The sequence below is a fragment of the Microbacterium sp. NPDC056569 genome, from assembly GCF_042793475.1.
GTDB lineage: Bacteria > Actinomycetota > Actinomycetes > Actinomycetales > Microbacteriaceae > Microbacterium.
In genome coordinates, this window is record NZ_JBHTUV010000001.1 from 396,015 (window position 1) to 409,772 (window position 13,758).

Annotated in this window: 7 protein-coding genes; 5 read left to right on the forward strand and 2 right to left on the reverse strand. The window is 69.5% G+C overall.

The genetic code is table 11. The features are described 5' to 3' along the window. Positions 1–16 precede the first annotated feature (16 nt). Positions 17–1,729: an IlvD/Edd family dehydratase gene (locus ACFQ7C_RS01595; protein ID WP_378897023.1), complete on the reverse strand. Its 1,713-nt coding sequence runs from the start codon at positions 1,727–1,729 to the stop codon at positions 17–19. Between the two features lie 265 nt (positions 1,730–1,994). Between ACFQ7C_RS01595 and ACFQ7C_RS01600 the strand changes: the two genes are divergently transcribed. Beyond that, entirely contained in the window at positions 1,995–3,032 is a 1,038-nt protein-coding gene (locus ACFQ7C_RS01600) for a TerC family protein (RefSeq protein WP_378897025.1), read from the forward strand. A gap of 100 nt (positions 3,033–3,132) precedes the next feature. Then, positions 3,133–4,437 carry a hemolysin family protein gene (locus tag ACFQ7C_RS01605; RefSeq protein ID WP_378897027.1) on the forward strand — a complete coding sequence of 435 codons (1,305 nt, stop codon included), beginning with the start codon at positions 3,133–3,135 and terminating at the stop codon, positions 4,435–4,437. A gap of 83 nt (positions 4,438–4,520) precedes the next feature. Here the strand turns inward: ACFQ7C_RS01605 and ACFQ7C_RS01610 are convergent, their stop codons facing one another. After that, positions 4,521–9,920: a fibronectin type III domain-containing protein gene (locus tag ACFQ7C_RS01610; protein ID WP_378897029.1), complete on the reverse strand. Its 5,400-nt coding sequence runs from the start codon at positions 9,918–9,920 to the stop codon at positions 4,521–4,523. A 240-nt stretch (positions 9,921–10,160) separates the two neighbouring features. Here ACFQ7C_RS01610 and ACFQ7C_RS01615 point away from each other — a divergent pair, with 240 nt between their 5' ends. From ACFQ7C_RS01615 to ACFQ7C_RS01625, 3 genes are all read left to right on the forward strand, one after another. After that, positions 10,161–11,264 carry a substrate-binding domain-containing protein gene (locus tag ACFQ7C_RS01615; RefSeq protein WP_378897032.1) on the forward strand — a complete coding sequence of 368 codons (1,104 nt, stop codon included), beginning with the start codon at positions 10,161–10,163 and terminating at the stop codon, positions 11,262–11,264. A 155-nt stretch (positions 11,265–11,419) separates the two neighbouring features. Beyond that, positions 11,420–12,061, forward strand: coding sequence for a TetR/AcrR family transcriptional regulator (locus ACFQ7C_RS01620; RefSeq protein WP_378897035.1), 642 nt, complete (start codon positions 11,420–11,422; stop codon positions 12,059–12,061). Next, a complete protein-coding gene (locus ACFQ7C_RS01625) occupies positions 12,058–13,746 on the forward strand; it encodes an MDR family MFS transporter (RefSeq protein WP_378897038.1) in 1,689 nt (562 codons plus the stop codon). Before ACFQ7C_RS01620 ends, ACFQ7C_RS01625 begins: the two co-directional genes overlap by 4 nt. The last annotated feature ends 12 nt before the right edge of the window (positions 13,747–13,758 follow it).

The following is a 13,758-nucleotide window of genomic DNA, read 5'->3' on the forward strand; positions in this document are numbered from 1 at the left end:
GCGCCCGCGCGCAGGTTCAGTGGGATTCACGGGTCACCTCTGAGCCCGTCGCCCCGACGAGGAAGTCGAGGTCGGCGCCTCGGTCGGCCTGCAGCACATGGTCGACGTAGAGCCGCTCCCACCCGCGCCGCGGATTCGCGTAGCCGTCGACGGTGGCCTGGTTCGGCATCCGTCCCGCGAGCTCCTCCGCCGGCACGTCGAGGTCGAGGCGACCACCGCGGACATCGAGGCTGATCCAGTCGCCCGTCTGCACGAGGGCGAGCGGGCCGCCGGCGGCGGCCTCGGGGGTGACGTGCAGCACGACGGTGCCGTAGGCGGTGCCCGACATGCGGCCGTCGCAGATGCGGACGATGTCACGGATGCCGCGTTCCAGGAGCTTCTTCGGAAGCGGCATGTTCGACACCTCGGGCATGCCGGGGTATCCCTTCGGCCCGCAGCCGCGGAGCACCATGATCGAGTTCTCGTCGATGTCGAGATCGGGATCGTCGACGCGGGCGTGGAAGTCCTCGATCGAGTCGAACACCACCGCTCGGCCGCGGTGCTTCAGCAGGTGCGGCGACGCGGCGGCGGGCTTGATGATCGCCCCGCCGGGGGCGAGCGAGCCGCGCAGCACGGAGATGCCGGCGTGCGGCTGCAGCGGGCTGCTTCGCGGGGAGATGACGTCGGCGTCCCAGATGCGGGCGTCGTCGAGGTACTCCACGAACGGGCGACCGGTGATCGTCAGCGCGGACGGGTCGAGCAGGTCGCGCACCTCCCGCATCACGGCGAGGAACCCGCCGGCGCGGAACAGGTCGTCCATCAAGTACTGGCCGGCGGGCTGCAGGTTGACCAGCAGCGGCGCCTCCGCGCCGATCCGGTCGAAGTCGTCGATGGTGAGCTCGATGCCCAGTCGCCCGGCGATCGCGAGCAGGTGCACGACCGCGTTGGTCGAGCCGCCGATCGCGGCGAGCGCGACGATGGCGTTGTGGAAGTTCGCCTTGGTGAGGAACGTCGACGGGCGGCGGTCCTCGGCCACCAGCGCCACCGCGAGCGCACCGGTGAGGTGCGCGGCCTCGAGCAGCCTGGCGTCCGGTGCAGGGGTGCCGGCGACACCGGGTACGACGACGCCGAGCGCCTCGGCGACGAGCGCCATCGTCGAGGCGGTGCCCATCGTGTTGCAGTGGCCCTTCGAGCGGATCATCGACGATTCGGACTTCAGGAACATCGCCTCCGACAGCGTGCCCGCCCGCACCTCTTCCGAGAGCCGCCACACGTCGGTGCCGCAGCCGAGCGCCTCGTTGCGGAAGTGGCCGGTGAGCATCGGCCCGCCGGGCACCACGACGGCGGGGAGATCCACGGATGCCGCGGCCATCAGCAGCGACGGGATCGTCTTGTCGCAGCCGCCCAGCAGCACCACCCCGTCGATGGGGTTCGCGCGGAGCATCTCCTCGGTCGCCATCGCGGCCATGTTGCGCCACAGCATCGCCGTCGGGCGGACGTTGGTCTCGCCGAGCGATACGACAGGCAGCTCCAGCGGGATGCCGCCGGCCTCGTAGATGCCGTTCTTCACCGACTGCGCGACCTCGTCGAGGTGCGCGTTGCACGGCGTCAAGTCGGACGCGGTGTTCGCGATCGCGATCTGCGGACGCCCCGTGAACGCCGAATCCGGCACGCCCCGACGCATCCACGCCCGATGGATGTACGCGTTCCGGTCGTCGCCCGAATACCAATGTGAGCTGCGCAGCGTCATCCTCGACCCTCGTCCTCCGCACCATGGAAGAGCACGGATTTCTGCCATCCTGCCCGAAGATCGGGGCGTCCGACGCCGGGCGCACTCGGCTCGTTCCCAGGAATCGTCCCGGGAGGGGCCGTAGGCTCGCAAACCCCAAGGGGAGTACTCCACCACGATCGGCTCGTCACTACGGATGCACGGTGCATCCCGGGCCGTCGGTCCTCGATCTCGAGGATGGAGAAGACCTTGGCGTCGATCAGTCACGCCACGGTCTGGAGCCTTCTTGAACATCACCCCGCTCGTCTGGGTCCTCACGATCGCGATCACCATCGCGTTCTTCGTCTACGAGTTCTTCGCGCACGTCCGCAAGCCCCACGAGCCGACGATCGGCGAGTCGGCGCGCTGGTCGGCGTTCTACATCGGCCTCGCACTCCTGTTCGGCGCCGGGATCGGCGTCGTCTCCGGCTGGACCTACGGCGGCGAGTACTTCGCCGGCTATCTGACGGAGAAGGCGCTGTCGATCGACAATCTGTTCGTCTTCCTCATCGTGATGACCGGCTTCGCGGTGCCGAAGATCTATCAGCAGAAGGTGCTGATGATCGGCATCGTGATCGCACTCATCCTCCGTGGTGCCTTCATCGCGGTGGGTGCCGCGCTGATCGAGAACTTCTCGTGGGTCTTCTACCTGTTCGGTGCGCTGCTGCTCGTCCTCGCCTACCGGCAGGCCTTCGCGCATGGCGACCCGGATCCCTCGCAGGGCCGCTTCATGCGATTCGTCCGACGCGTGCTCCCTGTCAGCGACGACTACAACGGCGACCGTCTCACCGTCGTGAAGGCCGGTCGGCGCTTCGTGACGCCGATGCTCCTCGTCATCATCGCGATCGGCTTCGTGGACCTGATCTTCGCCGTCGACTCGATCCCCGCCATCTACGGGCTGACCGAGGAGGCGTACATCGTCTTCACGGCCAACGCGTTCGCGCTCATGGGCCTCCGACAGCTGTACTTCCTGATCGGCGGTCTGCTCGAGCGCCTGGTGTATCTCGCGCAGGGACTCGCCGTCATCCTGGCGTTCATCGGCGTCAAGCTCGTCCTCCACGCCATGCACGTCAACGAGCTGCCTTTCATCAATGGCGGCGAGCCGATGCTCTGGGCGCCCGAGATCCCGATCTGGTTCTCGCTGCTGTTCATCGCCGCGACGATCGCCGTCGCGACCACAGCGAGCCTCATCAAGACCCGCGGCGACCGCACCCGCACCGCGCACCCGACCACCCCGTCCGCGGACACATCGTCCGTGGCCCACACCGAGAAGGAACTCTCTTGAACCGCCGACGCTGCTCTGAATCGCCCGCCGACTCCGACAGTCCCGGCGCCTGGGTGACCCCAGGCGCGCCCCTCCCCGTGCGAAACGGAGCCGCCCGCTGATGGGCGACCTCCTGTGGAACATCGCACTCGTCATCATCTTCGTCCTGGTCGGCGGTGTCTTCGCGGCCACCGAGATGGCTCTGGTCACGCTCCGCGAGAGCCAGATCAACACCATCGCCGCGCGGGGCAGACGCGGACAGAAGGTCGCGAGCCTCGCCCGCAACCCGAACACCTTCCTGTCGGCGGTGCAGATCGGTGTGACCGTGGCGGGCTTCGCCTCGGCCGCGTACGGCGCGACCTCGATCGCGCCGTCGGTCACTCCGCTGCTGATGGCGTGGGGCGTTCCCGCGTCGGTGGCCGCCACCATCGCGACAGTGCTGCTCACCCTGGTCATCGCCTACCTGTCGCTGGTGCTCGGAGAACTGGTGCCCAAGCGCCTGGCCATCCAGCGCAACGCCCAGTTCGCGTACGCCGTCGCTCCTGTGCTCGATGGATTCGCGACCGTGATGAAGCCGGTCATCTGGCTGCTGTCGGTATCGACGAACGCGCTGGTCCGGCTGTTGGGCGGCGACCCCCACAAGACCGCCGACGAGCTCAGCGAGGAGGAGCTGCGCGACATCGTCGCGACGCACCAGGGCCTCCCCGCCGACGAGCGCCGGATCCTCGACGACGTGCTGTCGCTGCGGGGCCGGCAGATCAGCGAGGTCATGCGGCCGCGTCCCGAGGTCGTGGCGCTGGATGAGACCGCCTCGGTCGCGGAGGCGATGGCGCAGGTGCGCGAGCTCCCTTTCTCCCGCTACCCGGTGGTCGACAAGTCCATCGATGACATCGCCGGCTTCGTGCACGTGCGCGATCTGTTCGACGCTGCGCGGGAGAACGGTGATGCTCCGGTGCAGGGGCTGGTCCGGCCGATCTCCTACTTCCCTTCCACGGCTCGACTTCTGCCGACACTCACCCGCATGCGCGCGGACGGACATCACATCGCCGTCGTGGTCGACGAGTACGGCGGCACCGACGGCATCGTCACCCTGGAGGACCTGGTCGAGGAGGTCGTCGGCGAGATCTTCGACGAGTACGACACCGCCGCGGACCCGGCCGCGGCCGGCGGCGTGATCGACGGCCGGCTCAATCTGCAGGACTTCGAAGAGCTCACCGGGCTGTCACTGCCCCGCGGATCCTCCGACACCATCGCCGGGTTCGTGACCGAACAGCTGGGCCGCCTCGCGGCGGTGGGTGATTCGACCGACGTCCCCGGGGCGACGATCCAGGTCACGTCCCTGGATCGACGCCGCATCGCCGGTGTGCGCGTGAAGCCGCGGCGCGATGAGACCGACGCGGAGGCCGCTGCGCCCGTCGGCGAGTGACCCGGTGTTTCCGCCATCCCGTCCGGAAACACCGGGGGCGGAGACACCCGAGGGTGTCCCCGCCCGCGGCGCTCGGGTCGTTCCTACTTGGTCACGGTCACCTTGAGCGGCGCACTCACGGTCGTGCCGGCGGCGTTCGTGAACTCCACCGTGTAGGTGTAGGTGCCCTTGGCTTTGCCCGTCACCGGCAGGGTCGCACGCTGCGCGCCCGGGGTCGCCGCCGTCAGCTCGCCCGCGCCGACCTCGGCGCCGTTCTCGAGGAACCGGTAAGAGGTGGCGTTGGTGCCCCACCACAGGTCGGCCGTCACGGTGTACGACCCGGCGCCGTTACGGGCGTCGCTCGACAGGACGGGCTTGCCGGGCGAGGCATCCGTCACCTTCACGGTGAGCGGCTGCGTCGCGGTCGTGCCCTTGGAGTTCAGCAGCTCGCCGGTGAAGACGTAGGTGCCGTTGGTGAGACCCTTGATGTCCACCACCGCGCTCTGCGCGCCGGGCGTCATCATGGTGAGCGGCACCTTGGCGACCAGCTCCCCATCGCGGTAGAGCTTGAACAGCGAGCCGTTCTCGCCCCACCACAGGTTCATCGTCAGCTGGAACGTGCCGTCCTTGAGGCCGGTGTCCCATCCGTCGTTCGACGAGAGCACGCCCTTGGCCGGAGCCGTCTTCGCGCCGTCGTTCGACGCGACCTCCGGCAGGGTGACGGCTGCCGTCGCCGCCGACCGCTCGCCCTCGCCGAGCCCGTTCACACCGGCGACCTCGTAGGAGTGGGTGGTGCCGAGCTCGAGCGCGCGGACCGTGCACGAGGTGCTGCTCGTCTCGCACACCAGGTCGCTGCCGCCGGCCTCGTACACGCGGTAGCCCGTGAATCCCGGGCCGGTGGGGGTCGAAGCATCCCACGCGACCGTGATCGAGGTGTCGCCCGCGAGCGCCGCCGTCACGTTCTGCGGTGCGCCCGGGAGCGTCTCATCGGCCACGGCGAGCCACGAGATGACCGGCTTCTCGGCGCCGGCGCCCTCGTTCGTGACGAGGTAGTCGACGGTGGCGGGAGCCGTCAGGGTGAAGGTGAGCGGCGCCGCGATCGGCCCGCTCGAGCCCGACAGGGGGACCGTGCCCTTCGCGAGCTCGGTGCCGCCGACCGACACTGTCTGGTACATCGCGCGGTTGAGGCCCCACCACTCGGTGAACCCGCCCGTCAGGGTGTACGTGCCGGCGTCGAGGGGCAGACGGTAGACGAGCTTCGTCGTGTCCTGGTAGAGACCCGTCGAGTACTTGTCGTTGATGTCGGTGGTGCCCTTCGTCTTCATGCCGCCGGCGACGTAGCCCCACTGATCGGCGGCCGTCGAGACCTGGTCGACCTTGTCGTTCCGCAGGGCCACCGTGCCGGCGACCGCGGTGTACTGCGGCGAGGCCGCCCCGCCCGTGCCCGAGTCGATGTAGTACACCAGCGCCGGCGGGACGATCTCGTAGCCCGCGACGACGGCCTGGTCGGTGTCGGCCAGGCGTCCCGTCACGGTGAGCTTGCCGTACTCGGCGCGCGGCTGCGCGGCGGATGCGGCATCCCATTCCACGGCCTTCTCGGCGCCGGCGACCGTCACCGTCTCGGGAAGATCCTCGTCGAGGGTCAGCGCGCCCTGCACGCCGAGGTCGCGCGGCAGGCTCTGCACGTAGACGAGCGCGAGGCGGGCGTTGTAGCCGCTCGTGCCGTTGGTTCCGAACTCGACGTCGACCACGGCGTCCGCGTCGAGCGTGAGCGTCTGCGCGACCGGCGTCGCCGATCCCGTCGACGTCGCGGTCTTCGTGGTCTCGGTACCGGCGGCCTTCACCTTGGAGTAGACGTTGGTCGTGAGCCCCGCACGCGGCGCCTGGACGGCGACGATGCTGTACGAGCCGGCGGGGAGCGTCAGGTGGTAGGTGACCGGCTTGTTGTAGTCGGCACCCACGTACGACGAGCCCCAGTCCCCCGGCGTTCCCGCCGCGATCGTGGTGGCCGTGGTCGAGTAGCCCCATGTCTCACCGGCGGTCGTGCCGTCCCACTTCTGGTCGCTCGTGTCGTTGAGCAGACCCGGAACGGATGCTGCAACCCCGGCGTACACCGATCCGGCCGGGGCACCCGAGGCGCCCGAGTCGATGAAGTAGTCGAGGTCGGCCGGAACGACGAGCACGGTGGCGCTGAACCGCTGGTAGAAGCCGGACGACAGCTTCTCGGTGGAGCGCCCGGACGCCGCGAACGTGCCGAGCTCGGCGACGCTCTTCGCGCTCGTCGTCGACGCGAGGCTCCACGTGACCTTCTCCTCCGTGCCGGCGAGGTCGAGCTTCGCCGGCAGCGTCCGGTCGGTCGACGTGATGGTCACGACGCCGAGGTTCAGCACGTCAGGGCTGACGTCCTTCGGCGTCAGGCCGTCCGCCGCCGCGGTCAGGCGAGCAGCGAGCGCCGCCGCGCCCTCGGTGTCGAGGCCGTAGTCCGCCGGGTCGTCGAGGGCTGCGGTCGCGTTCGCCTTCACGGCCGCGAACACCGCCCACGTCTCGGCGCTGTACTCGCTCTCGTCGAGGCCCTTCACGGCGTCGGACGCCGCGGAGAGCGCTGTCGTGTCCGCCTTGGCGGAGTCGGCCGTCGCGGTGACCACGCCCACGGCGTCGACGTTGATCGACGCGTCGTTCGCGGTCTTGATGACGACGGTGTGCGGGCCGTTCTCAAGACCGCGGAGGATGAACGTGGTGCGCTCACTGCCGGCGGAGAACGTCGGCGCCGCCGCCGCGACCTGCACGCCGTCGACGATGACGTCGAGGGTCGTCGTTCCGGCGTTGGTGCCGATGAGGTCGAGGCCCGTGCCGGTGAACGAGTACGTCATCGCGGCGCCCTTGGCGGTGCTCCTCGACGCGGTGCGCTGCCACTCGAACATGCCCTGGCCGTTGACGTGGCTCCAGTTCTTGTCGAACTCGAGGACCGGCACCGAGCGGTCGGCCCAGCTGGTCTGGTGCATCCCGTCGATCATCGCGGCGTAGTACGGCGTGTAGCCGGGCACCGTCTCGACCTTCAGGTTGTCGAACTGCACGAAGCTGAAGCTCGAGCCCAGCTGGATGCGACCGGTCGCCTGGGGCGCAGCATCCGTGTACGTCGCGATCTCCACGCCGTTGACGTAAGCCGTGTAGACGGAACCCGCCACCTTCACGGCGATGTTGTTCCAGACGCCCGCGCCGGTCTTGAACGCCGCAGCGGCGTTGCCCGCCACGGTGCCCGTCGAGAGCGTCGCGCCGAAGCGCATGAACGTCCACGCACCGGTCGGGTCGATCTTGAGCTCCGCGGCCGAGACGCTCTGACCGTTCGCCGTACCGCCCTGCTCGCGCGCGCCGATGGTCGCATACTGCGATCCGGATGCCTCGAACAGCACGTCCGCCGAGACCGTGTAGTTCGCCCACCGGGCGTCGCCGATCGTGGTCTTCGGGTCGCCGCCGTTCCAGGCGCCGCCGGCCATGCCCGGGCCCACCTGCTGACGCAGCACGCGGTCGTGCGCGGCATCGGAGGTCGCGACCGACTCGAACGCGCCGTTGGTGTCGTTCGTGTAGCGCGGGGTGGCGCCGTTGTCCTCGTTCTGCACCGCGGGCGTGCCGGCGGGCTTCGCCTGGTTGCCACGGCTGTCGAGGAAGGTGTCCTGGGTGTCGACGAGCTGCCCCGTCGCGGGGTCGTAGCCCTTGATCGTGCCCTGCTCGGCGTAGTCGAAGTCGTCGGCGTAGAGGAACGCGTCGTCGGTCACGCCGTTGACGTTGCCGCTCGCGTCGGTGTCGAGCACGTCTCGGCCGCCGTCGGCGTCGGTGTACTCCTTCGACGTCGGCAGCGCACTGCCATAGCCGTCCTTCGCGGTGAGGCCGCCGTCGGCACCGACCGTCGCGTGGTCGAGCGTCGTGAACGTCGCCGCCGACCACGGCTTGACCGTGACGGTGTACGTGCCGTCGGCGGCGGGCGTGACCTCGGCGACCGGCTTCAGGTAGTTCGCGTCGTAGGCCTGGCCGGCGTCCGCCGCGCGGGTCTCCCAGACCTCGCCCGTCTGGTCGGCGCCGAGGTCCAGGTTCTGGGCGACGATCCGGTAGGTCTTCGTGAACTTCGAGTCGTTGATGATGACGGTCGAGAAGTCGGAGGCGTCGGGCGCCGCGAGCGTCGTGTACGACGCCCCGCCCGCACGCGCGCCGCTCGGCGGATTGCCCGTGCCGAGCTCGCTGCCCGAGGCCTTCGGGATCGCGCGCCAGATGCCGGCGGTGTTGTCGGCGTTCTCCCACCCGAGCTTCGCGAACTGCGTGAACTGCTCGATGACGGCGAGGCCGCCGTCGTAGTACATCCAGCCCGACCACGGATCGCGCGCGTTCACCAGCTCCTTCGAGGAGTACTGGAACCCGTCGTAGAACGAGCCGATGGCCGGCTGGAAGATGTTCATGGTGCGCCGCGAGGCGTTGAAGCCCGTCGTCACCCAGTTGCCCATCTCGAGGGCGCTGTTGGTGCCGCCGAACTGCGTGCCGAAGCCGCCCTGCTCGTCGCTGGCGTTGTTGTTCGGGCGGTCGGCCGAGCTCGAGAAGGTCGACTGGCCCTCGGAGTTCCAGACCTCCTTGTCGAGCTGCTCGGCGATCTTCTTCATGTTGCCGGCGCTGTCGTCGGCGCTCGAGTAGTGGAACCCGACGACGTCGACGGCGTCCCGCAGCGACGGATCGGTGGCCGATGTCATGGCGTTGCCGAACGAGACCGGCGGCGTGCCGACTGTGTCGGCGGCGATGGTCTGGATGGCGCGGTAGAGGCTCTTCTCCTCTTCGGACGCGAAGCCGTTGCTCGGGTCCGACGCGCTCGCCCCCTCGTAGCCCCTGTCGTCGTTCCGGAGCCACCCCGAGAAGGTCTTGTAGAGCTGGATGTTCGGGTTGCTGGTCTCGTTCGTGTCGGGGTTGATCGAGTCGACCATCACCCCGAACTCGCGGTAGGCGGCCAGCACCGTGTTCTTGAACCAGATGTACTGGTCGGCGTCGTTCGCGACCCATGCCGGGCGGTTCCACCGGAGAAGGCTCACGTGCACGTCGCCGTGGGCCACGAGCTGCGCGTCGGCGGCGAGCTGGAAGCCGGGCTCGCGCAGCACGTTCGGATACTCGTCGCGGGTGCGCATCGTCGACGCGTTCGGGCCCGTCGAGGTGTTGCGGTCGTTGCCCATCTCGATCTTGACCGTGTTCATGATGGGGTGGTCCCCGCCGAACAGCGTCTCGATGAGCTCCCAGTACTTCGCCGGATGCTGCGCCTTGTAGTCGAGCAGCAGCGCGCTCGTCGAGTTCGCCGACAGCACGCCGAAGCCCTTGAACGTGAGCCCGTTCCGGTTCTGCGCGGCTGCCGCGATGTCGGCGCCCGTGACGTTCACGGTGACCGGGTCCGCCCCCGCCGCCTGCGCCATGGTCGGCACGGCGAGCGGCGCCGCGACCACGGCAGCGGTCACCACCGCCGCCAGCGTCGTGCGCACCCGTCGTGGTCTCCGTCCGTCCTTCGGACGAGGCATCCATCCCTGCGACATCGCAGTCTCCGTTTCCCCTGGGGCTTCTCGCGTGCACGCGCAGACCAGGGCCGGCGTCGACGCACGAAAGGGGCACGACCGCGTGCCCGCCCCGGAATCCTCTCGCGAGAGGCGCGGATGCCGGTACCAAACCGAACATACTCGTTCAGTCTTGAAGCGAATCGAACACACTTGTACGCTGAGGCGATCATGGAGCAGTCGCCTGACCCACCGGCCTTCGGTCTCTCGCGCCGCGAGCACATCCTCGACGAACTGCGTCGCTCCGGCTCGGTGCGGGTCGCCGGCCTCGCGCGGCAACTCGGGGTCTCGGAGCTCACCATCCGGCGCGACATCGGGCTGCTCGCCGATCGGGGCCTCGTGACGCGCGTGCACGGCGGGGCCACGCTGCGCAGCCGGCTCGACACGACCGTCCCCGCGTCGGCGGGCGCCGCCATCCGGTTCCGGGTCGGCATGGTCGTGCCGTCGCTCAGCTACTACTGGCCGCACATCATGATCGGCGCGCGGGCCGCAGCGACGGAACTCGGCGTGCAGCTCATCCTCCGCGGCGCCACCTACTCGGTCGACGACCAGCGCCGCCAGATCGCATCCCTGGTCGAGTCGGGGAGCCTGCACGGGCTCATCGCGGCGCCCGAGACGCTCGGCGCCGACGGGCGCGCGCTCCTGCACTGGCTCGAGGCGCTGCCGATCCCGGTCGTGCTCGCCGAGCGCCGCGTGCCGTCGACCCTGGCGCTCACCGGCCTCGAGTGGGTCACGACCGACCACGTCTTCGGCGGCTCGCTCGCCGCCGACCACCTCGCCTCGCTCGGCCACCGCCGCGTCGGCATCCTCACGTCGGCGGGCTCCCCCACGTCGTGGCAGCTGCGGCGCGGCTGGGATCGCGCCGTCGAGGGACTCGGCCTCGAGTGCCTCGTCGACGTCGACGCCACGCTCGATGCCCTCGACGGGGTCGCCCGCGAGGACCTCATCGCCGACGTGCTCGAGCGCTGCCGCGAGACACGCACCACAGCGCTGCTGATCCACAACGATCCGCAGGCGGTGCTGCTGCAGCAGCACGCGCGGGACCACGGCTGGTCCATCCCCGACGACCTCGCGATCGTCGCGTACGACGACGAGGTCGCCGAGAGCGCGGAGCCCGCGATCACCGCCCTCCGCCCGCCGAAGCAGCAGGTCGGGCGCCTCGCGGTCGAGACGATGGTCGCCCGCCTCAGCGAGGGCGCGCGCCGCCCGGTGCAGCGCGTCCACCTGCTGCCGGAGCTGCTGCCGCGCGCCTCCACGGTGGGCCCCGCGCACTGACCCACCCCCCCTTCGACAGGTCAACCGGGGCTCTGCAGGGCCCTCGAACGCAGTTCGGTCCTGCGGAGGCGCGGTTGACCTGTCGAACGCGTGATCGGGGTGCGGCACCGCCTGCCAACTTGCACGAAGATAGCTTGAGTGCAAAACTGCATGATGTGACAGATAGTGCAGATGGGCTCCGCGAGCGCCGACGCGCCGACACCACGCGTACCCTGACCCGCGCCGCGCGGCACTTCACCGCCGAGCGCGGCCTCGCGGGCTTCACCGTCGAGGAGCTGTGCAGCGAGGCCGCGGTGTCGCGGCGCACGTTCTTCAACTACTTCGCGTCGAAGGACGACGCCGTCCTCGGCGTCCCACTGGAGCGATCGGATGCTGCGGCCATCGCCCGCTTCCTCGCCGGCGGGTCGGACGGCCCGGGCATCTCTTCGAACCTGCTCACCGACCTCGCCCTCCTCGCCGAGGAGCGCTGGCGCGCCCTCGACATCGCGCCCGACACGGTGCAGGACCTGTTCCGCGCCGTCGAGAAGGAGCCGCGGCTGCTCGCACGCATGCTCGAGCTGGGCTTCGAGGGCGAGCAGTTCGACGCGCGTCTCATCGAGCAGCGCGAGAACCTCCCGTCGGGTGATCTGCGGGCGCAGGTCGCCGCGCAGATCGTGGGAGCGCTGGTGCGTTCAGCGGCAGGCGAGTTCCTGGGGCCCGGCAACCCCGACTCCTTCATCCAGATCTTCGAGCGGCGCATCGGCGCGGCGCGCGACCTCTTCGCCACGCAGACCGCATTGATGGGAACACCCGAATGACCACCGCCACCGTCCCGACCGCCACGCCCGGCCCAGACGCGCCGTTCCTGCTGACGCAGCGGCGCATCTGGATCATCTTCTCCGCACTGATCGCGGGCATGCTCCTCTCGAGCCTCGACCAGACCATCGTCTCGACCGCGATGCCGACCATCGTCGGTGAGCTCGGCGGAGTCTCGCACCAGGTGTGGATCACGACGGCGTACATCCTCGCGACCACGATCGTCATGCCGATCTACGGCAAGTTCGGCGACGTCCTCGGCCGGCGGCGCCTGTTCATGGTGGCGATCGCCATCTTCACGCTCGCCTCGGTCGGCTGCGCGTTCGCCACCGACTTCTGGATGTTCGTGGTGTTCCGCGCCATCCAGGGGATCGGCGGCGGCGGACTCATGATCCTGTCGCAGGCGATCATCGCCGACATCGTGCCTGCCGACCAGCGCGGCAAGTACCTCGGCCCGCTCGGTGCCGTGTTCGGCCTGGCGGCCATCGCGGGTCCCCTCCTCGGCGGCTTCTTCGTCGACCACCTGACCTGGCAGTGGGCGTTCTACATCAACATCCCGGTCGGCATCGCGGCGTTCTTCATCGCCGTGTTCGCGCTGAAGCTTCCGAACAAGAAGGCCGAGAAGCCGATCGACTGGCTCGGCGTGCTGTTCCTCTCGGCCGCGACCACATGCCTCATCTTCTTCACCGACTTCGGCGGCTCGGCGGACCACGGCTGGGACTCCGGTGCGACGTGGGCGTGGGGTGCCGGGCTCGTGGCATCGGCAGGGCTGTTCATCTTCACCGAGTCGCGCGTGGCCGACCCGATCATGCCGCTGGCGATGTTCCGCAACCCGATCTTCCTCAACGCGACGGCCATCGGCATGGCGATCGGCATCGGCATGTTCGCCGCGCTCGGCTTCGTGCCGACGTTCCTCCAGATGTCGTCGGGCACGTCGGCTGCAGCATCCGGTCTCCTCATGCTCCCGATGATGGTCGGCGTCATGGGCACCTCGATCGCTTCGGGTCTGCTCATCACCCGGACCGGAAAGTACCGGCTGTTCCCCATCGTCGGCACGCTCATCGTGGGCATCGCGATGGTGCTGATGACGACGCTCACGGCATCCACGCCGATCTGGCTGATCTGCGTGTACCTGTTCCTGTTCGGTGTGGGTCTCGGCTGCATCATGCAGGTGGTCGTGCTCGTCGTGCAGAACGCGGTGCCCGCGGCAGACCTCGGAACCGCGACGTCGACGAACAACTACTTCCGCGAGGTCGGCGCGGCGCTCGGCATCGCCGTGTTCGGCACGCTGTTCACGACGCGGCTCACCGAGAACCTCACGAAGGTCTTCACCGACGCCGGTGCCAGCGCCGAACAGGCCGGCGAGGCGACGTCGAGTATCGACCCGTCGGTGCTGAACGCGCTGCCCGACACGGTGCGGACGGGCGTCGTCGACGCGTACGCCGACGCGCTCGCGCCGGTGTTCTGGTACCTCGTGCCGTTCATCGCCATCGCCTTCGTGCTGGCCCTGTTCCTGAAGCAGATCCCGCTGTCGGACGTCGCCGGGCTCGTCGCGCGCGGTGAGGCCATCGGCGGCGAGGAGGCCGAGCGCCTCGAAGCGGAGCGGCTGGCGGCCGAGCAGCACAGCCCGGCACCCGCGGAACGCGGACGTCGGCGTGCGCGTGAGAGGGACCGCGCCGCGCGGTGATCGGGCCCGCGG

Coding starts and splice junctions, on each gene's coding strand:
- ACFQ7C_RS01605 (WP_378897027.1), top strand. CDS start 3,133: ATGGGCGACCTCCTGTGGAACATCGCACTCGTCATCATCTTCGTCCTG.
- ACFQ7C_RS01595 (WP_378897023.1), bottom strand. CDS start 1,729: ATGACGCTGCGCAGCTCACATTGGTATTCGGGCGACGACCGGAACGCG.
- ACFQ7C_RS01625 (WP_378897038.1), top strand. CDS start 12,058: ATGACCACCGCCACCGTCCCGACCGCCACGCCCGGCCCAGACGCGCCG.
- ACFQ7C_RS01615 (WP_378897032.1), top strand. CDS start 10,161: ATGGAGCAGTCGCCTGACCCACCGGCCTTCGGTCTCTCGCGCCGCGAG.